16 protein-coding genes are annotated in these 21,573 nt (G+C 36.6%); 15 read left to right on the top strand and 1 reads right to left on the bottom strand.

What is annotated here, in order from left to right; genetic code table 11:
* Window positions 1-274: 274 nt before the first annotated feature.
* Window positions 275-1,657, bottom strand: coding sequence for a response regulator (locus CA730_RS04810; RefSeq protein ID WP_096664655.1), 1,383 nt, complete (start codon window positions 1,655-1,657; stop codon window positions 275-277).
* Window positions 1,658-2,437: 780 nt separating this feature from the next.
* On the opposite strand from CA730_RS04810, the gene CA730_RS04805 reads away from it, so the two are divergent.
* From CA730_RS04805 to CA730_RS04735, 15 genes are all read left to right on the top strand, one after another.
* Window positions 2,438-3,112, top strand: coding sequence for a vWA domain-containing protein (locus CA730_RS04805; RefSeq protein WP_096664653.1), 675 nt, complete (start codon window positions 2,438-2,440; stop codon window positions 3,110-3,112).
* Between the two features lie 52 nt (window positions 3,113-3,164).
* Window positions 3,165-3,947, top strand: a complete 783-nt coding sequence (locus CA730_RS04800; protein ID WP_096664650.1) for a PP2C family serine/threonine-protein phosphatase — start codon at window positions 3,165-3,167, stop codon at window positions 3,945-3,947.
* Window positions 3,948-4,049: 102 nt separating this feature from the next.
* Window positions 4,050-6,242, top strand: a complete 2,193-nt coding sequence (locus CA730_RS04795) for a tetratricopeptide repeat protein (RefSeq protein WP_096664647.1) — start codon at window positions 4,050-4,052, stop codon at window positions 6,240-6,242.
* Window positions 6,243-6,773: 531 nt separating this feature from the next.
* On the top strand, window positions 6,774-7,547 hold the full coding sequence (gene rfbF, locus CA730_RS04790; RefSeq protein ID WP_096664644.1) for a glucose-1-phosphate cytidylyltransferase: 774 nt from the start codon (window positions 6,774-6,776) through the stop codon (window positions 7,545-7,547).
* Window positions 7,548-7,598: 51 nt separating this feature from the next.
* Complete coding sequence (lhgO, locus tag CA730_RS04785; protein WP_096664641.1) at window positions 7,599-8,813, top strand: L-2-hydroxyglutarate oxidase; 1,215 nt, start codon at window positions 7,599-7,601, stop codon at window positions 8,811-8,813.
* Between the two features lie 135 nt (window positions 8,814-8,948).
* Complete coding sequence (locus CA730_RS04780) at window positions 8,949-9,986, top strand: NAD-dependent epimerase/dehydratase family protein (RefSeq protein WP_096664638.1); 1,038 nt, start codon at window positions 8,949-8,951, stop codon at window positions 9,984-9,986.
* A 215-nt stretch (window positions 9,987-10,201) separates the two neighbouring features.
* Window positions 10,202-11,170, top strand: a complete 969-nt coding sequence (locus CA730_RS04775) for a glycosyltransferase family 2 protein (RefSeq protein WP_096664635.1) — start codon at window positions 10,202-10,204, stop codon at window positions 11,168-11,170.
* A gap of 56 nt (window positions 11,171-11,226) precedes the next feature.
* Window positions 11,227-12,240 carry a glycosyltransferase family 2 protein gene (locus tag CA730_RS04770; RefSeq protein WP_096664632.1) on the top strand — a complete coding sequence of 338 codons (1,014 nt, stop codon included), beginning with the start codon at window positions 11,227-11,229 and terminating at the stop codon, window positions 12,238-12,240.
* Window positions 12,241-12,399: 159 nt separating this feature from the next.
* Window positions 12,400-13,224, top strand: coding sequence for a phytanoyl-CoA dioxygenase family protein (locus CA730_RS04765; protein ID WP_096664629.1), 825 nt, complete (start codon window positions 12,400-12,402; stop codon window positions 13,222-13,224).
* Window positions 13,225-13,353: 129 nt separating this feature from the next.
* Entirely contained in the window at window positions 13,354-13,899 is a 546-nt protein-coding gene (gene rfbC, locus CA730_RS04760; RefSeq protein ID WP_096671285.1) for a dTDP-4-dehydrorhamnose 3,5-epimerase, read from the top strand.
* Between the two features lie 2 nt (window positions 13,900-13,901).
* Window positions 13,902-15,215, top strand: coding sequence for an NAD(P)H-dependent oxidoreductase (locus CA730_RS04755; protein ID WP_096664626.1), 1,314 nt, complete (start codon window positions 13,902-13,904; stop codon window positions 15,213-15,215).
* A 381-nt stretch (window positions 15,216-15,596) separates the two neighbouring features.
* Window positions 15,597-16,691, top strand: a complete 1,095-nt coding sequence (locus CA730_RS04750; protein WP_096664623.1) for a glycosyltransferase — start codon at window positions 15,597-15,599, stop codon at window positions 16,689-16,691.
* A gap of 142 nt (window positions 16,692-16,833) precedes the next feature.
* Window positions 16,834-19,062: a GumC family protein gene (locus CA730_RS04745; RefSeq protein WP_096664620.1), complete on the top strand. Its 2,229-nt coding sequence runs from the start codon at window positions 16,834-16,836 to the stop codon at window positions 19,060-19,062.
* A gap of 722 nt (window positions 19,063-19,784) precedes the next feature.
* Window positions 19,785-20,498, top strand: a complete 714-nt coding sequence (gene hepC, locus CA730_RS04740; protein WP_096664617.1) for a heterocyst development glycosyltransferase HepC — start codon at window positions 19,785-19,787, stop codon at window positions 20,496-20,498.
* A 128-nt stretch (window positions 20,499-20,626) separates the two neighbouring features.
* On the top strand, window positions 20,627-21,571 hold the full coding sequence (locus CA730_RS04735; protein ID WP_096664614.1) for a hypothetical protein: 945 nt from the start codon (window positions 20,627-20,629) through the stop codon (window positions 21,569-21,571).
* The last annotated feature ends 2 nt before the right edge of the window (window positions 21,572-21,573 follow it).

The following is a 21,573-nucleotide window of genomic DNA, read 5'->3' as shown; positions in this document are numbered from 1 at the left end:
ATAATAATAGCACAAAAAGTCAAGGGGTACTTATCAATCCTGTAAAAACCTATTTGCCTTAACTTATTAACAACATTATCAATAAAGTTGAGAATATAGACTACTTATTCTCAACAAACATCAACTTTACCAAATTTACGAAAATGTCTATTTGAAAAACTTATATTTCTCAAGTAACCGTAGGTTGAGTTTATTTGAGTATGTTACCCAACACTTTCAAAAGTATATTGCTAATTGCTGACTGGGCGCAAGCCCTGCGCCCCTACGTTCTGAATTATGCCAAGTGCATAAAGATCATTTTCAGCAACTCAGCGCGGGTAAAAGGTTTAGTTAAGTATCCAGACGCACCGACAAATCTCGCTTTTACCTTATCTATAATTCCCTTATTGCTAGTCACAAAAATAATGGGAATAGTTTTAAACATGGAATTATTGCGGATAATTTTACATAGTTCATAACCGTCAATTCCCGCCATATTCAAATCCAGTAAAATCAAATCCGGTTTATGTCTAATAATTGACATAACTGCTTTCACTGGTTCATTAATAGTCACCAAAGTAAAATTCTCATCTTCCAAATAACGACTGATTTCCTTGAGAATTGTAGGACTATCATCTACAGAAATAATTTTGTAAGTCTTTTGGGTAATTCTCGTATTGATTTTGACTTTTTGTGAATCGGCTTCTATGTTATTATTAACAACTTCAGGTGAAAAATCCTCTGGAGGTAAATCAGCAACATTTGGTACTAGCTGTTGAACCGCCAGATGATTCTGCGAAATAATTGGAGTTTCTGGAGAAGAATCTTGACTGGGTGCTACATCCGCAACAAATAATTTACCCCTAATTAACTCTGTACTATCTTCAGAAAATAGTAATGAACTTCCACAAGTTTTTGGTAACTTATCAAATGGGGGATCTGGTTCATGTAATACTATCGAACCCTTAACAATATAGGGGTATAAACTTAAAGCTAGTTGCAACTCATCCTGATTCATAATAATCGCTAGATGACGCAAGCTAAAACCATTCATCCAATTGGTAATATTTTCTTTGAGTGGTGGTAATCTTTTATCCTGAAATTTGCTACTAACTAACAAATATGGACGCTGATAGGGAGAAGATATGTATCTACCAAGATACCGCCAATTTTGTAACTGATTTTGGCATTTTTCGATGATATCATTAACATCTAACTTAGAAAGTTTGGTAAAATTTCCCAGTGGTTCTGTTAGTTCAAAATCACCTGTTTCAATGAGGAGAAATGATTCAATTACTTCTTTAACTAATTCTTGAATCAGTAATGTTGCGTGATCAAGCAAGAGATGTTGTTCATTAACTAGCCAATTAATCGCTTCATATTCGGGAATTTGGTTAGGTAAATGATGATTATCCTCAGGTTCAAACATCAAGCGCATTTGTACACGCACTTCATTATCAACTAAAGGAATTTGTGAATGGAGACGACGCATTTGTCGTTCTAATCTATCAAAGGGTTCTACTGAATGAGTCGCATAGATAATTTTTCCTTGTTCTATATATATCAACCAAGATACATAGTTACTATGTGCTTGCAAACGGGTAGTTTCATAACAATTGCTTAATTGTCTTAATAAACCTTGGGGTGATAACTTGGTAAATGTGCCAGTATTTTTCATATTTTTACAATTTTTTGGGCGGATACATCAACATACTATGGGAAAAGATTAAATATCAGGCTGCAATATGATATCACCTGGAAATATAGTCATGATCACAAGTTGTTAAATGATGAATATCAATGAAAAACATTTTTTAAGAATTATCCTCCTGGGTTGAATGTAACAGTTTTTGTAGTTTTTTATTTTGATTTTTTATCATTGGTGTGGATAAAAATCTCTGTTTTGTCATATTTTGTCGCTATTTCATCTTGATTAACTATATAGTGATACTATTGAGTATGCTGAGATTTTTTTGGTAATTTAAATTCGTCAGTTTTCAGCCGGATCTTCTTACTTTTGCTGGATTTAACAATCATGAATTGATTTACCCAAAGACAGACTTAAATCCCACATAGAATCTTTAAAAATTTATGGAGGTAAATGTATATATTGATTATTACAGCAGATGGCAACTCAACAGACTGGAGAATCTAGGTCAAAAGTTAGGTATTGAGGTTGTTTGACTCCTGAATTCTGGCATTTTAATTTTGGCAAAGTTCAATTATGGTAGACATTTGACAATCAGTAAGATTAAATGGCCTCATAAATTACCAGTGACTAAGTGGTAATGAGGAGTGGGAGAGACATTTAGTAAAATTGCCCCAAGTCAATATATTTACGGAAAAATCCCAGTATCTCCCGCAAAATACCATAATTTTAGTCATACTAGCGCCAAAAACTATATACTTTCAGTAAAAGGAAAATAAGACTTTGGACTATAACATAACACAAAAAGTTATGATTGATACATTTAATCTTGACGAAGTTGTAGAATTTGCGGAAAATCCCGAACCCCGTTGTCCATGCGTGTTATTGCTAGATACTTCTGGCTCGATGCAAGGAGAACGAATCGAAGCTTTAAATCAAGGTTTGTTGAGTTTAAAGGATGAACTGGTTAAAAATTCCTTAGCATCCCGAAGGGTAGAAGTAGCTATTATTACATTTGATAGTAATGTTAATGTTGTCCAGGACTTTGTAACTGCTGATAAATTCAACCCGCCGATTCTCACAGCCCAGGGGTTAACAATTATGGGTTCGGCTATTCATAAGGCTTTGGATATTATTCAAGAACGCAAATCCCAATATCGGACGAATGGTATTGCTTATTACCGTCCTTGGGTGTTTATGATTACTGATGGTGAACCCCAGGGTGAACTAGATCATGTTGTTGAACAAGCCGCCCAAAGACTGCAAGGGGATGAGTCTAATAAGCGGGTGGCGTTCTTTACGGTGGGCGTAGAGAATGCGAATATGAGCCGATTAAGTCAAATTGCTGTACGAAGTCCCCTAAAATTAAAAGGATTGAATTTTATTGAGATGTTTGTTTGGCTGTCTGCGAGTATGTCAGCGGTGTCTCATTCTCAGGTAGATGAACAGGTAGCACTACCACCAATTGGTTGGGGATCTGTTTAATGAAAATTGCAGCTTGTTGTTTAAACTGAACTAGCTGTGGAAAACAAATTATATGAATACATCAAAAGAGATTTCTCAATGGCGGATAGTGACTGCTTCTGTATGTGGGACTAGTCATTCAAAAAACCAGCAACTTTGTCAGGATGCTCACCATTGGCAGCTATTGGCTAATAATGTGTTGGTGATAGCAGCGGCAGATGGTGCGGGTTCTGCTAAACTAGGAAAGGTGGGATCAATGATTGCGGTGGAAACGGCCATAGATCATCTTTCTCGCCAAGAGATTACGAGTGATTCTCTGGCTAATGATGATGTTTTGCGTTATTTGCTCACTGATGCTATGTTAGTAGCCCGCAAGGCTATAGAAACTGAGGCGGATGTTTGTAATAATCAACCTCATGATTTAGCAACTACCTTGATTCTGATGATTGCTACACCAGAAATTGTGGCTGTAGGGCAGGTTGGTGATGGTTTGGCTGTGGCTAAAAATGGTATGGGTAATTTGATAGCATTAACCATTCCTAGCAATGGCGAATATATCAATCAAACAACTTTTCTCACGTCTCTTGTTGCTTTGGAGACAGCACAATTTAAAATATGCCGGGATGAGATTGTTAATGTGGGTGTTCTAACTGATGGTTTACAAATGTTAGCTTTGAATATGATTGTTGGTGAACCTCACAAACCTTTCTTTTTTCCTTTATTTGAGTTTGTAGCAAATGCTGAAGATAGAATATTAGCAAAAGAACATTTAATGCGGTTTTTAAGTTCTGATAAGATTACTCAGCGCACTGATGATGATTTAACTTTAATTTTGGCTGCATTTATTAACTCATAATTTATAGTCATTAGGGATTAAAGACAGTATGGTATTAGCCATACTCTTGAGTGTCTGAACCTTTGACGGATTCCAATCACCTCATATAAACTTTATTCTGCCATGCAGGTACTACGTCATCTTCCTAGCCCGGAAATTCTCAACCTCTCTGTCAGTGTGGGACATGGTGGTGAGGCTTGTATCTATGCAGTTCCGTCGGATGAGAACTTGGTAGCGAAAATCTATCATAAACCAACTGTCTCTTATGCCCAAAAACTGCGGGCGATGCTTGCTAATCCTCCTGTGAATCCGACGGATAATTTAGGGCATATTTCTATTGCTTGGCCACAGGAATTATTGCAAGCGGCGGATGGTAGCGGTAAGGTCGTTGGCTTTGTGATGCCCAGAATTCGGGGAATGCGACCAATTATGGATTTTTATAATCCAGGGATTCGCCGACAACATTGCCCTTTGTTTAATTATCAATATTTGTTGCGAACTGCCCGGAATCTGGCTGCGGCTTTTGCGGCTTTGCACGCCAGCCGATACTGTGTTGGTGATGTGAATGAGTCGAATATTTTGGTGAGTGATACGGCTTTGGTGACGTTGGTGGATACGGATTCGTTTCAAGTGACGGAACCGTTGCAGAATGTTGTTTATCGTTGTTCTGTGGGTAAGCCTGAATATACGCCTCCAGAATTACAGAATAAAACTTTTGCGGACTATGATCGAGAAATTCATCATGATTTATTTGGGTTGGCTGTGCTGATTTTTCAGTTGTTAATGGAAGGAACTCACCCATTTTCTGGGATATTTCAAGGGGCGGTAGATCCTCCAACCTACCAAGGGAGGATTCTTTCTGGACATTTTACCTATAGTCAAAAGAAACAAGTTCCCTATCTACCAACGCCTATTTCTCCTAGCTGGAATCTGCTTCATCCTAGTTTGCGGGATTTATTTGTGCGTTGTTTTGAGGATGGTCATGATCAACCTTGGTTACGCCCTAATGCTCAAACTTGGTTGTCGGCTTTAACGGCGGTGGAGGAGAGTTTAATGATTTGTCAGGTGAATCTTCAGCATCTTTATCATAATCATTTGGATAAGTGTCCTTGGTGTGAGCGGACTAAAAGATTGGGTGGGAGAGATCCATTTCCGTCATTGGTGGCGATCGCTTCTAAACAACATCTACAACCACGCCAAAAACCGTCTAAACGTCGCCATATTCCCACTCCCCGCATTACTCAGCCATTAAGACCAAATTATCCGGTGTATCATTGGCAACCTATAGCTAACCAGCAGTTTTATCATCCTCCCGCTGGTCAAAAATTAAATCGGAAGTTATATGGTGTGATTTTTGGGGTGATGGGATTGGGTCTTTTGGGCTATTTGGATGTAATGATTAAATTTACCCGTCCTTTTGTTTCCCAAAATCCTTACACTCAACAAAGTTTGATGTCTCGTACACCTAATCAAACTGCTGATCTGCCAAGTCTTTCTTTTGCGGATTACTACCAGCGCGGTGATACTGCTTATCATCAACAAGATTATGAACAAGCAGTGGTCAATTTTACCGAAGCTATTAAAAAGAATCCCCAATCAGCCAAGGGGTATATAAATTTGGGTAATGCCCAATATAATTTAAATAATTATGAAGCTGCATTAGCTAATTATAACCAAGCTTTGAAGTTGAATCCTCAAGAAGTGAAAGCCTATATAAGTCGCGGTAATGCTTATTATATGCTGGCTGATTATAGTAGTGATCCTGATAAAGAATACAAACAAGCGATCGCTGATTTTAATGCTGCCATCAGTATAGATAAAACTGATGCAGAAGCTTATATCAGACGGGGTATTGTTCGATTTGAAACTACTAAATATATAAATAATTCTTTTCCAGAATACCAAAAGTCAATTGCTGATTTTACGGAAGCCATTAAACTCAATTCAGCTAAAATAGATGCTTACTTTCAACGGGGTTTGGTTCGTTATCAAATGGCGCAATACAGTAGTAATTATGCAACAGAATATAAACAGGCGATCGCTGATTTTACTGAAGCAATAAAACTTAATCCCCGATTGGCTAAAGGTTATCTAAGACGTGGGATGGCTTACTATGAACTAGCACAATATGGAGAAGGTATAGCTGACAAAAATCATGTTCAAGCAGTTGCGGATTTAGAAACAGCCGCTAAAGTTTCTTTGGAGCAAAATGATATGGATAATTATCAACAGTCCTTGAGTAGTATTTGTATCGTTGTTGCTAATAAATGTGATAGTTTATTATCTAACACAATTCTCACTAGACAAAGTAATTGATTTAGTAGGAGTCAGGAGTCAGAATAAGAAAGAAGAATGAAGAATAAAGAATGAAGAATAAAGAATGAAGAATGAAGAATGAAGAATGAAGAATGAAGGAATTAAAATCATCTAAAGTGTGAATAATCTGTAAAAAATAATAGTTAAAATTCACTCCTGACTTCATTAAGAAATTGGGGGTTTTTGTTTTTGTGATTAAAATTACTATAGCGGAATGTAGCTTGAATAAGGCACAAAATTCACGAAAAAAGACAAACATAAAAAGACTTCTTCTTCTTTTTCTTTTCCTTCTTCCTTATTCCTTCTTCTTCTCTCTTATTCTGACTCCTGACTCCTACTATAAATATTTTACAGATAAAATATCTTAATTTACTTATTCTTTATGATTTTCTAGAAAATAACAGTTAAATTATGTTTATCTACCTAATAAAGAGAAAGAAAAATTATTTAATTCCTTTACCATCATTGTGCATTCTCTTCATTTCCATCAATTGAAATTATCATCCACGTGCAAATTTTTGAGGTAACTACATGAAAGCAGTAATTTTAGCAGGAGGTCTGGGTACAAGGTTAAGTGAAGAAACCAGTATCAGACCCAAACCAATGGTTGAAGTTGGTGGTAAGCCAATTCTCTGGCACATAATGAAAACTTACTCTGCTCATGGTATTAATGATTTCATTATTTGTTGCGGTTACAAAGGGTACATCATTAAAGAATACTTTGCCAACTATTTTTTACATATGTCAGACGTGACATTTGATATGCGATTTAATCAAATGAATGTCCATTCTGGATATGCTGAACCCTGGCGCGTCACCTTGGTAAATACAGGTGATAATACAATGACAGGTGGACGTTTAAAGCAAGTTCGTGAACATATTGGGAATGAAACCTTTTGTTTCACCTATGGTGATGGTGTAAGTAATATTAATATTACAGAATTAATTAAATTCCATCGAGAACAAAAGACATTAGCAACACTCAGCGCAGTGCAACCAGCAGGAAGATTTGGAGCAATTTCTCTAGGACAAGAACAAACTAAAATCACCAGTTTTAAAGAAAAACCGGAAGGTGATGGTGCTTGGATTAATGGTGGCTATTTTGTTCTAGAACCACAGGTAATTGATTTTATTGCTGATAGTTCAACTGTGTGGGAGAAAGAACCATTAGAAAAGTTAGCTGACTTAGAACAGTTAGCGGCTTACAAACATGATGGTTTTTGGCAACCAATGGACACATTAAGAGATAAAAACTATCTAGAGGATCTATGGAAAAATGGTAAAGCTCCTTGGCAAGTTTGGTAATAGCAATTTTGGATTTGAGATTTTAGATATTGGATTGGGGAAAGATTACTAATGTACGATTTTGCAATTATTGGTGGGGGAATAGTTGGACTTTCCACTGCAATGGCTTTAGGAGAGCGTTATCCTCATGCTAAAATATTAGTGTTAGAAAAAGAGAGCCAATGGGCATTTCATCAAACTGGTAATAATAGCGGTGTCATTCATTCCGGTATTTACTATAAACCGGGAAGCTTTAAGGCTACATTTTCCCGTGATGGTAGCCGTTCAATGGTAGAATTTTGCCAGAAATATGATATTGATCATGAAGTTTGTGGTAAAGTAATTGTTGCCAGTAATCAACAAGAATTACCTCGCTTAGAAAATCTCTACACACGCGGGTTAGAAAACGGCATTCCTGTTAAAAGAATCAGTTCAGAAGAAGTTAAAGAAATTGAACCTCATGTGAGTTGTGTGGGTGGAGTTCAGGTATTTAGTACAGGGATTGTTAATTACAAACAAGTTTGTTTAAAATATGCGGAATTAATTCGCAATCAAGGGGGAGATTTACGTCTTAACATACAAGTTTTGAAAATTGTCCGCAGTGGCAAAAATCAGGTATTAGAAACTAACAATGGCAGTTTTGAAACTCGATTTGTAATTAATTGTGCCGGATTGCATAGCGATCGCATTGCAAAATTAGGTAAAGCTAATCCTGAAGCTAAAATCGTTCCCTTTCGCGGTGAATATTACGAACTTACCCCCGAAAAACGCTATTTGGTGAAAACTCTCATTTACCCAGTTCCTAATCCAGATTTCCCCTTTCTCGGCGTGCATTTCACCCGGATGATTGATAACACTGTTCACGCGGGTCCCAATGCAGTTCTAAGCCTCAAACGTGAAGGTTACAAAAAAACCGACTTTGACTTGCGAGATTTTGCCGAAGTTATCACCTATCCTGGCTTTTGGAAACTAGCAGCAAAACACGCCGACGAAGGAATTCAAGAAATTATTCGTTCCTTTAGTAAAGCAGCCTTTGTCAAAAGTTTGCAAAAACTAATTCCCGAAATTCAAGCAAAAGATGTAATTCCCACCCATGCAGGAGTTCGCGCTCAAGCATTAATGAATAATGGTTCTCTGGTAGATGACTTTTTAATCGTTAATGGTGATAATTCCATTCATGTTTGCAATGCACCTTCACCCGCTGCAACTTCTTCCTTAGAAATTGGTAAAGCTATAGTTAAGCAAATACCAGAACCTACTCATTTGCACAGTTTAGTCTCTTCGTAGAATGAACTACATTTTTTTATCAGGCTTCGCCCTGCTTCGCTAACACGCAGAGGCGCAGAGAGTAAGGAAAGAGAATTTTATCTGCGGATTTTTCAAGCAACAACATATTTTTCTACCTCAAAAGTTTTAACAATCATGAAAATTTTAGTAACTGGCACAGAAGGTTATCTTGGTTCTTTATTGCCTTCTTTATTAATGCAAAAAGGACATGAAGTTCTGGGAGTTGATACTGGATTTTATAAAGTTGGTTGGCTATATAACGGCACTAACATCACAGCTAAAACCCTAAATAAAGATATTCGTGATATCAATCCCGAAGATTTAGAAGGCGTAGATGCTATTGTTCACATGGCAGAATTATCCAACGATCCTACTGGACAATTATCCCCCACAATTACTTATGATATTAATCATTTTGGTTCAGTTCGCCTAGCTAATTTGGCAAAATCAGTAGGTGTCCGCCGCTTCGTTTATATGTCCTCCTGTAGTGTTTATGGTGTGGCTAGTGAAGGCGATATTACAGAAGAATCTTCTCTGAATCCACAAACAGCTTACGCCGAATGTAAAACATTAGTAGAAAGAGATTTACAACCATTAGCTGATGATGATTTCTCCCCTACTTTCATGCGGAATGCGACCGCTTTTGGTGCTTCTCCCAGAATGCGATTTGATATTGTTTTAAACAACTTGGCGGGGTTAGCTTGGACTACAAAAGAAATTAAAATGACCAGTGATGGTACACCTTGGCGGCCATTAGTTCACGCCTTAGATATTTGTAAAGCCATTGTTTGTGCCTTGGAAGCGCCCAGAGATATTATTCACAATGAAATTTTTAACGTTGGTGATACAGGCAATAACTACCGAGTTAAAGAAATAGCAGAAATTGTTGCCGATGTTTTCCCTGGTTGTCAATTATCTTTTGGTAATAACGGTTCAGACAATCGCAGTTATCGAGTATCTTTTGAAAAGATCAACACAATTCTCCCCGGATTCAAGTGTGATTGGAATGCTCAAACTGGTGCTAGTCAACTATTTAGTTTGTTTAAGCAAATTGATATGAATGAAGATACTTTCTTGTCTAGAGGATTCACCCGTTTGAAACAATTAGAATATCTAATTCGCACAGAACAAATTGACAAAGATTTCTTCTGGAACAAACAGGAAAATTATTAATTTATTCCGAAAATATTGTAGGTTGGGTTGAGCGACAGCAAAACCCAACATGATTAATAATTTTGTTGGGTTTCCTTGCGTCAACTCAACCTACATTTCTACATTTCCTTAACCGAACATTATTGCATCAAGGTGGATTAAATTGAATTTTCTTAATTCAAGATATTCGATTTAAAAGCCTTTTTTAGACACCAAATAATATCATTATACCAGAAATGCAAAAGTTACTAACTATTGCTATTCCTACATACAATCGCGCCGCTTTACTAGATAAACAACTGGCTTGGTTAGCAACAGCAATCAAAGGTTTTGAATCAGAATGTGAAATTATTATTTCGGATAACTGCTCAACAGATAATACACCAGGAGTTTTGAAAAAATGGCAACCTGCTTTTAGTAATACTGTATTTATAGTGAATAGAAATCGGGAAAATATAGGGTTAATGCCAAATATTGCTTTTTGTCTTCAAGCTGCTGGTAGTAAATATATTTGGACAGTGGGAGATGACGATCCAATTCAGGAAAGAACTCTAGGTTATGTCGTCAATAAAATTAAAGAGAATCCCAGTTTATCACTGATGTTTCTCAACTGTTGTGGACGAGATAAAAACACAAATAAAGTTTTGGTAGAACACTGGTTTCCTAGCGATAGTGATGAAATTATTGTTGATAGTAAACCTGTATTTCAAAGGTATTTACAAGGCAGTTTTGGTGGCGTACTATTCATGACAGCTACCATTTATAATACCGAACTTGTGCAACAAGCTTTGCAAAACTGGACTACTTCTTGTAAAAATTTAGCATCCCAAGCATATTGGACCGGATTTTGTGCGGCTCATGGAAATATCATTGTTACTCAAGATAATTATTTGGAATGTACAATGCACGCTAGTTCCCTAGAAGAAAATCCTCGCTGGTCATTAATGATGCGATATGTCTACATCCCAGAGATTTATCTAAAATTGTTAAATTTAGGATATTCTGCTAAATTTTGTCAAGGAATGATTCTAGAAAATATTTTCAAACTGAGTGATTGGAAAATATTATTTGGTGCTTTTAGAAGATGGCCTATTTTAGCAACAAATATTATAATTTCTTACTTACAATTAATAGGTAAATTTATCTATCAGCTGAACTTTAATCAGAAAAAATCAGCAATAGATATCTCACGAATAAGTAATTAAATAAAAGATAAAATCCTCTTCTATTAACCATCTAAAATATTTTCGCATCAAAAATTATGAACAAACTACTAACTATTGCTATTCCTACTTACAATCGAGCCGAGTTACTAGATAAACAATTAACTTGGTTGTCCCAAGCTATTAAAGGATTTGAATCAGAGTGTGAAATCTTAGTTTCTGATAATTGTTCTACGGATCATACTCAATCTATTATTAGTAAATGGCAAAGTATTCTCAAAAACATCACATTCAAATCTAATAAAAATCCTGAAAACATAGGCGTAATGCGAAATATTTTTCATTGCCTAGGTTCTGCCACAACCAAGTATGTTTGGACAATTGGTGATGATGATCCAATTCAGGAAAGAGCAGTTGCCTATGTGATGGATAAAATTAAAAATATTGATGATTTATCATTATTGTTTCTGAATTTTTCTGGTCGAAACAAAATTACTGGTGAACCAGTACATCCACCAAAAATATTTGGTAATCGCTGGTTTGATGCCGATACAGAAGATGGTGAAGGTGATGGTAAAGCAATATTTGAACATTGTTTTACTAAAAGTGTAGGAGCAGTAATTTTTCTAACTGCTACAGTATATCGTGCTGATTTAATTAAACGCGCTCTCCAAATTTGGCCAACTGCTAGTAATAATTGGATATCTTTAGCGTATTTAGCCGGTTATTGTGCTGCTAATGGCAAAGTAATTGTGACTAAAGATATCTATTTAGAATGTATTGTTGGTGTTAGTTATTGGCAAAAAGAACCGAAGTCTGCACTTTTAATGCAATACCAACATATACCTGAAGTTATTTTAAAACTTGAGCAAGTTGGTTATTCTAAAGCATATTGTTGTCAGATGCTTTTACAAAACTACCATGAAGTAGACCTGAAAGTTTTTTTAGGAGCGATGAGAAGATGGCCTATATCGGCTATTAAGACAGTAGTTCCTTTTTTAGGTTTAGCTAGTGTAGCAGCATTAGAATTAATACCAATGAGAGAACTTAAAGTAGCGGAAGCAGAACTGGAGAGGACAACGACTTCAGAAGTCAGAAACTATAAGGGATAAATCAGCAATTGTTTGGACAAAATAAGTTTTGATTGGGAGGGATACAGCTAACCCGCCAAAACGACCGGGACTTTGTACTCAATATTGGGATCATACTTTTCCCAAACCAGAGTTATCTAAACAAGTTAATTAGGTTCAACGAGGAAGGAAATTTCTGTCATGCTTAACAAAATTTCAACTGTAAGTTCTGAGTTGAATTATCGAGTATCACTTTGGCATCATGGCGAAAATTTACCTGCTATTAGTGCAAAAGATAAATTGATTGTTGATACTTTAAAAAAATCAGGTGTTTACATCACATCTTTGGAAGATTTAGGTTTTTCATCTACGGCTAAAATGTTAGCTACTGCTAATAGTTGTACTGATAGGATGGTAAATCCTAGAGATATTCATGCAGGATACAAGTTACCACAAATTTATACGGTTACAGATTTACCGGAATTTTTTACTTGGGGAATGGAATCCCGACTACAAAATATCATTGAGCATTATATAGGGTTGCCTATCGCTTTTCATGGTGTTCATGTGCGGAAAGACTTTCCTAATGAAAAACAATCGGAAACTTTACTATGGCATAAAGATTCTGAAGATAGACGGATGATTAAAGTCATTATCTATCTAAATGATGTAACTGAAGAACATGGACCATTTGAATATATTCCACTACCTACTAATGCTTTAGAGCAAGTTAAAAATTATCAAGTTGATTATGAATTATGGCGGGTTAATTTTTTGGGAATTAACGATGATAAAATGATGAAAGTCATTCCTAAATCAGCTTGGAAGTCATGTCCTGGTAAAGCTGGAACTGTGATTTTTGCCGATGTAAGAAATATTCTACATCATGGGACTGTAAGAACCCAAGAACGGTCAACTATATTTTTCACATACACGGCTAAATCTCCTAAACGACCTGAACTTTGTACACAATATCATGATGATACCTTTCCCAAAATAAATCCCCAATTAGGATTAAAGGTATAAACCTAAAATGCACAAATTCAGGAGTCAGAATAATTGGTATCAACCACGATCATGCCAGTTTTATTTGCTGAATTTTGCCATCTAAAATCAAAACCATTCTATTATCTTCAAAAAACTTCCGAAATAACCATGATTTTTACCTCTACTAAACTCTCTGGTGCTTTCATTATTGACTTAGAAGAAAAGCCTGATTCTCGTGGTTTTTTTGCTCGGACTTTTTGCGCTGATGAATTTATTGCTCATGGTTTAAAACCAACAGTTGCCCAATGTAACCTTTCTTTTAATCATAAAAAAGGTACATTGAGAGGAATGCACTATCAAACTCTCCCTGCCGCGGAAACAAAATTAATTCGTTGTACTCAAGGAGCTATTTATGATGTGATTGTGGATATGCGTCCTGAATCTCCTACTTATCTAGCGCATATTGGTGTAGAACTGAGTGCAGAAAATCGTCGCGCCCTTTATGTTCCTGAAATGTTTGCTCATGGTTATCAAGCTTTAACAGATGGTGCAGAAGTTGTATATCAAGTGGGTGAATTTTACACTCCTGGATATGAACGGGGTTTACGTTATGATGACCCAATTTTAGAAATTTCCTGGCCATTGAGTGCAACAGAAATGTCTGATAAAGATCGGAATTGGCCTTTACTAGAATCTAGTTTGATAGGAGTTTAATCATGATTATTGTTGATAAAGCTTTACAAGCACGGGCGGCATTAGGTAAACCAGTTAAAGTGGCCATGATTGGTGCTGGTTTTATGGGTCGAGGAATTGCTAATCAAATTATCAACTCTGTGCCAGGAATGGAGTTGGTGGCTATTTCTAATCGTCACATTGATAACGCTAAACGAGCTTATTTAGAAGCAGGAATTGAAGATATCAAAATTGTTGCTAATTTAGCTGATTTAGAAGAGGCGATCGCTCAAAATGAATATGCAATCACCGAAGATGCCATGCTCCTGTGTGAAGCTGATGGCATAGATGCAATCATTGAAGTCACCGGGACAATTGAATACGCGGCTCATTTGGTGATATGTGCGATCGCTCATCACAAGCATATCATTCTCATGAATGCCGAACTAGATGGTACAATTGGACCGATTCTCAAAGTCCATGCAGACCGCGCTGGAGTCGTCCTGAGTGCCTGTGACGGCGACCAACCAGGGGTAGAAATGAACCTCTACCGCTTTGTCAAAAGCATCGGTTTAAAACCCCTCCTGTGCGGCAACATCAAAGGCTTACAAGACCCCTACCGCAACCCCACCACCCAAGCCGGTTTTGCCCAACGCTGGGGACAAAATCCCGCTATGGTAACCAGCTTTGCCGATGGGACAAAAATCTCCTTTGAGCAAGCCATAGTCGCCAACGGCACAGGCATGAAAGTAGCCAAGCGCGGGATGTTGGGATATGACTACAGCGGTCATGTAGATGAAATGACCAAAATGTACGACATTGACCAACTCCAAGAACTAGGCGGTATCGTTGATTACGTAGTTGGCACTAAACCCGGTCCAGGAGTATTCGTATTTGCCACCCACGAAGACCCCAAACAACGCCATTACCTCAACCTTTATAAACTCGGTGAAGGCCCCCTCTACAGCTTCTACACCCCCTATCACCTATGCCATTTTGAAGTTCCCCTCTCCGTAGCCCGTGCCGTCCTCTTCCATGATGCTGTGCTTGCACCCATCGCCGGTCCCGTTGTTGATGTCGTCACCACCGCCAAAATTGACCTCCAAGCCGGAGCAACCCTTGATGGTATTGGTTATTACATGACCTATGGACAATGCGAAAATTCCCCAATTGTGCAACAACAAAACCTACTCCCAATGGGTCTAGCTCAAGGATGTCGTTTAAAGCGTGATATTCCTAAAGATCAAGTCCTCACTTATGATGACGTGGAACTACCAGAAGGTAGACTTTGTGATCAATTACGCGCTGAACAAACAGTTTATTTTGCTCCTGCGAAAACTTTAGCACTAACAAAATAGTTTTCCAAAAATAGCAACCGTCAAGGCGGTTAGGATATGAATTGTTCGTGTTAACGTACCGTAGGTATTCATGCAACTTCATCCACAACAGGTTTTTACTCCTGACTCCTGACTTCTGACTCCTGACTCCTGCTATAGCATCAAGATAATTCAGAGGTTTCCTGATATTTTCATTTAACCTCTGAATTCACATATATACAATAAATAACAGAGATTATTTTCATAATCTTGCGAGGTTTTACATGATTCAACCCCTTATTAAACAACATAAAATAATTGATACAAAACAACTGATACAACCTAGTAATACAACATTAAAAATTCAATTACTAGAAAATAAATATTAAAACCAATAATCACTTACCCAATTATAAAGAAAAAATGAAAATAGCTCTCGTCCATGATTACTTAACCCAACGCGGTGGAGCAGAGCGCGTATTTGAATTATTGTGTAAACGGTATCCCGACGCTGACATTTTCACCTCATTATACGACCCACAAAAAAGTATTGATTTAGGTGAGCGAATTATCAACACCACATTTTTACAAAAAATTCCTGGTGCAACCAAATATTTTCGGATGTTAGCCCCGCTATATTTTCCCGCATTTCGTTCCTTGGATCTCCAAGATTATGACCTAATTATCAGCAGTAGCACCAGTTTTGCCAAAGCAGTACGGAAAAATCCCCAAGCAAAACATATTTGTTTTTGTCATAATGTTACCCGCTTTTTATGGGATACAGAAACATATTTACGGGAATACGGAGACTATAGATACTTTGCTCCTCTCATCGAAAAAATCTTTCAAATGATGAGAGATGTAGACCTGAAATATGCTCAAGAACCCGATCTATACATCGCTAACTCTAGTATTGTTGCCCAACGAATTCAAAAAATTTATCACAAACAAGCGATCGCCATTAACTATCCAATTGATACTAGCAACTTTGTCTTTTCCGATACTAAAGAAGAATACTACTTGGCATCGGCGCGGATGATAAGTTATAAACGTCTTGATATAATAGTCGAAGCTTTTAATTGGTTAGGCTGGAACTTATTGATATCAGGTGATGGACCAGAACAAGAAAGATTAAAAGCCCAGGCATTACCCAACATCCAATTTCTAGGTCATGTCAGTGATAAAGAACGTAAAGACTTATTTTCTAAAGCCAAATCAATTATTGTTGCGGCTTTGGAAGATTATGGATTAGTTCCAGTCGAGGCAAACGCCAGTGGTACACCAGTCATTGCTTATGGAGCCGGAGGAGTCTTAGACACTCAAATACCAGGTAAAACAGGTGTGTTTTTCAAAAGACAAGCACCATGCTCTTTACAAGCAGCTTTACTAGAAGCTGGAGGAATATCTTGGGATTACGAAACTATCCGTAATCATGCTGTTAGCAATTTCTCAGAACAGTCATTCTTTAGTAAAGTTGAGCAAGTTATTGATCAAGCTAGTGCAGCATGGCAAAAATAAATCATCATTAAAAGTTCCTAGAAAGCTTATATAATTTGCTTTTTAATTTTTAATTCTGCCTTGCAGTATTGGAGGTGTGCATCCCTAATTCATTTAATTTTTTAGGTGTTTGCGTAGTGTATCGCAGATAAGGATAATAAAAGTGGTTCAAACTAGTCTAAATCCCAATATAAATCCAGCATCAGAAATAGAACCAGGTTATGGACAAATGTTTGCAGTAATTCTGCGAAGATTTCCCTGGTTATTATTAGTATTGCTCAGTTCTACGGCTATTGCTGGCATCATTACATTAAAAACCCCACCCAGCTTCAAAAGCACCATGCAACTGTTAGTAGAACCTAACTATCAAGGCAAGAAAGAAACAGATAACACTGAAAGTCAATTTACTGATGCTAATATCGAGGTAGATACAGCTACTCAATTAAACTTGATGCAGAGTTCTGGACTGATTAAAAAAGCAGTTGATAAACTCAAAACTGAATATCCAGACTTAACCGTAATGGATTTAAAAAAATCCTTAGTCCTCACTCAAATTAAGACTCCAGAGGATAACGTTGCTACTAAAATATTTCAAGTTGATTATACTGATAACGATCCAGAAAAAACTCAAAAAGTTCTCAAAACAATTCAGCAAGTTTATTTAGAATACAATAAACAACAGCAGGATTCACGCTTGCAAAAAGGTTTACAAGTCATCAGAGATCAATTAAGAAAAGCTACTGACGAAGTAACCGCTTCCGAAGCAAATCTCCAAAGATTTCGCAGAAGTCAAAATTTAATTGATCCAGATGCTCAAGCTAAAACCGTAGAAACAGCTTTAAATACTGTCCAACAGGAACGACAAACAACTCGTTCCCAGTATGAAGAGGCCTTAGCAAAGCAAAAATCTTTGCAAGCACAACTGAACCGTTCTCCACAAAATGCCTTAGTTTCTTCGCGTCTGAGTCAGTCTACCCGCTACCAAGGCTTACTCAATGAAATTCAAAAAACAGAATTGGCTTTAGCACAAGAACGTTTACGTTTCACAGATGATACTCCCAGCGTTCAAAAATTAAACGAACAACTGCAAAGTCAAAAACAACTTTTACAAAAAGAAGTTAGCAGAACTTTAGGAGAAAAGACGAATCCTACCTTTAATTCTGGAGACAATCTTTTAGAACAAGGACAACTGGGACAAATTGATCTTAATCTCACAAGTCAATTAGTAGAAACCCAAACAACCATCGTTGCATTAACCGCCCGCGATCAAACTTTAGCAGCCAAAGAGAAAGAATTACAAGCCGACCTCAAGCGGTTTCCTTCTCTATTGGCTTATTACAATCGCATTCTGCCTCAACTACAATTTAGCAGAGAAAGATTAGAACAATTATTAAGAGCAGAACAAAAATTACGCCAAGAACTTTCTAAAGGTGGATTCAATTGGGAAGTAGTAGAAGAACCACAAGAAGGTTTTCAAACTGGTCCTAATATGAGACAAAATCTCTTATTAGGAGGAGTAATTGGTTTAATGTTAGGAGGAGTTGCTGCCTTTATTCGTGAAGCATCTGATGACGCTGTACATACCACTGCGGAATTAGAAAAACAAGCTGCTCTCCCATTATTAGGAACAACTCCTAAATTGCCACCTGCCAAACCCAGAGAATCCATGATAAAATTGCCATTTGGCAAACCAGAAGTTCTCGCACCTTGGACAATTCAAGTATTACAATCTTCTCCCCGTTGGGAATCACTGGATCTCATTTACAAAAATATTGAACTGCTCAATAAAGTCTCAGATCTAAGATCATTAATGGTGACATCCGCATTACCAGATGATGGTAAATCAGCCTTGGCATTGGGTCTAGCCATGAGTGCGGCTCGCCTCCATAAAAAAGTTTTACTAATTGATGCCAATTTACGCGATCCTAATCTGCACAAACAGTTAAATCTTCCCAATGAACAAGGACTTTCCAGTTTATTAGAAAGTGAAGTTAATCTACCTAATCATATCAGTGTTCCTTACTCTGGGTCGTCTTACATTGATATTTTAACAGCCGGACCAACTCCGACTGATCCTGCCCATCTTTTGAGTTCTCCCCGTATGATTCAATTGATGGCTGCATTTGAAGAAAATTATGATTTGGTAATCATAGATGCCCCTTCTGTTCTTGGGTTAGTAGATGCTATGCTCACCGCATCATCTTGTCGTAGTGTGGTGATGATGGCAAGTATTGGTAAAGTGACACGCACCCAACTTAATCAAGCTACAGGGATGTTGAGTAGGTTAAATCTGATTGGGGTTGTAGCTAATGGCGTATCTCCATCTGATAGCACCTATGTACCTTATGTAAAACCAAAACAATTAGTTTTACAACCAGCAATGGAAGAATAAAGCAGAATATTTGCTGACTATTTAACCAAAGAAAATATATTAACCCCTGTCTAATGCAGGGGTTTTTGTCTTGACTATTCAAGATAAATTATTTATTGAACTCTAATTAAGATGAGTTCGACAAAAATACAACGTTTTTCGCTCTCAGGATATACAATCGAGGGTGGGAAACCCTACGGATTTGAAGATAAAAACTGTACCTTATAAAAGCAGAAAGTGTTGTAATTTGACTCCAATGACCATTAACTATACAAAACATTTTTGTTGCATAACAAATACACTTTATACTTATTTTTGTTACCCGATAAGTAATTAATAATATGTTTTTGTAGGTACAAAATGATATTTATTTTAATTTAGTTACGATTAATTCATTTCACCATATCTTAATATTATAGAGCCAAAAATAATCTTTATTTAAAGAGTGAATAAAGAAGTTGTTTCTTGATGATTTATTTATCGAGATTCTTATATTCTAGAGATTGAAAACCATGATCAAAATCTCAAATACAAAACCGAAGTAATTTTAGCAGGATTGGAAAAATTTAGTATTTTCTCTGAGATGACTACTCTTGATCATAAATACAAGTGTCCCTAATTTACTGTTGTCATATTTAATCATTGCTATAGGACTCCTATACAATACTGTTCGATCAAGGAAATATTGATTTCCTGATTGTAAATATTAAGTCAATCTTTTACTAATTTATCACTGTTAATGTATGCTAATTTCAGTCATTTCTAGTCTAAATAATAACTCTATCTTCCCCCAGCAATCTGAAAATTTTAACTTCCTATCATGTACTTTGCAATGGCGCAGAGGAAAATTATTAGTGAAAGCTGCTGGAAAGTTACCACAACCCCATTTAGCTGCACTGGAAAATCAAGAATCTTTAATAGAATGTTTAAAACATTCTCCAGTTAGTTTAGTCAGCATAGATCCCAAAATCGGTGATTCTTTATTAAAAGTTTGGGCAAATGCTTGTCAAAAAGCTAATAAGCCCATATTTATGAACATTTCTGGGCATCAAAAATTATCGAAACAGCGTAATCAAATTTTCAAGAGTTTACAAATAATAATTGATTGGACTTGGGCTTTATTTTCACTGCTATGTATGAGTCCAGTCATTGTAGGGGGATTGATAACTATACAGATATATTCTCCTAAGTTTTTGTTTGATTATGAGTGGTATGTAGGAGAAAATGGGCAACTTTTTCAAGTTATTAAGTTTAGTGCAAGGGCTAAACAGGAAATGACAGATTTGAACATTACTTTGGGTACATTCATTTTGAATAATTTATCTAATGTATTGAATCTATTGCAGGGAAAATTTTGTCTCATTAATAATCGTTGCCTGTCGTTGGAAAATGCAGTTAAATTAAGTTTGGAATTACAAAATGATAAATTAAATAAGCAAGCTAAATTCTCAGCATAAACCGTTTGTAATTGAGAATAGATATATTATTTCTGTGTTGTCAAGCATTTTTGTCTAATTGATGAATATTTCCTGTTCTCATGTTGATGACAATGAATTATGTACCTAATTAAAAAATAAGAAATATCATGGAAACAGCAATTTGTACCGTATTTGAAAAAGACTATCATTATGGTGTGGGGGCTTTAGTAAATTCCCTGTATTATCATGGATTTAGAGGCATAATTTGGGCTGGTTATCGTGGAAATACACCGCGTTGGGCTAAGGCTCTAAAAACACAAAATGGTTATCAAGAGTTTTCTGTAGGTGAAGGTTGTGCAATCCGATTTGTCAAACTAACAACTCCAAAACATTTAGGTTTTTATAAACCTGATTTTATGTCACAATTGTGGGAAAAATATTGCCCAGATATTGATGCTTTGTTTTACTTCGATCCTGATATTGTCAATAAATGTAATTGGGATTTTTACGAAAATTGGGTAAGTCGAGGAATTGCTCTTTGTGGTGATTCTTGGTATCTTGTGTCGGGGAATCATCCTCGACGGTTAGCATGGAAAGAATTTGCCGAAAATAATGGTTTTGCTTGTGAGCGCGAGTTAGATTATCACTACAATAGTGGCTTCATTGGAGTTCATAAAAACTACAAGTCTATTCTAGATATTTGGCAAAAATTAGAAGAATTAGGTGAAATGGCAGGATATGCCAATTTAGAGGATCTTTATAACGGTAATACCTTTAATCATTATCCATATCTGTATGGAGATCAGACTTATTTAAACTTAGCATTGATGCTGACTAATTATCCTTTGAGTACCGTTGGACCAGACGGGATGGATTTTGTTCCTGGTGGTACTATCATGTCTCACGCTACAGTCCCACATATTAAACCTTGGCGGAAAAAACTACTGCTCAGTGCTTTAGAAGGTAGTTCTCCCACTATAACTGATAAATTATATTGGCGACATAGCCAAACACCTATTCAATTATATTCAATGGCAAAAATACTATGGCAGAAATTTGAAATTCTTTGTGGTTCTGCTCTTGGTCGTTTTATTCGTCGCGCTCCTATGTAAGC

The sequence above is a fragment of the Dolichospermum compactum NIES-806 genome, assembly GCF_002368115.1.
Taxonomy (GTDB): Bacteria; Cyanobacteriota; Cyanobacteriia; order Cyanobacteriales; family Nostocaceae; genus Dolichospermum; species Dolichospermum compactum.
The sequence above is the reverse complement of the archived record's forward strand: the minus strand, read 5'-3'. Positions and strand labels throughout refer to the sequence as shown.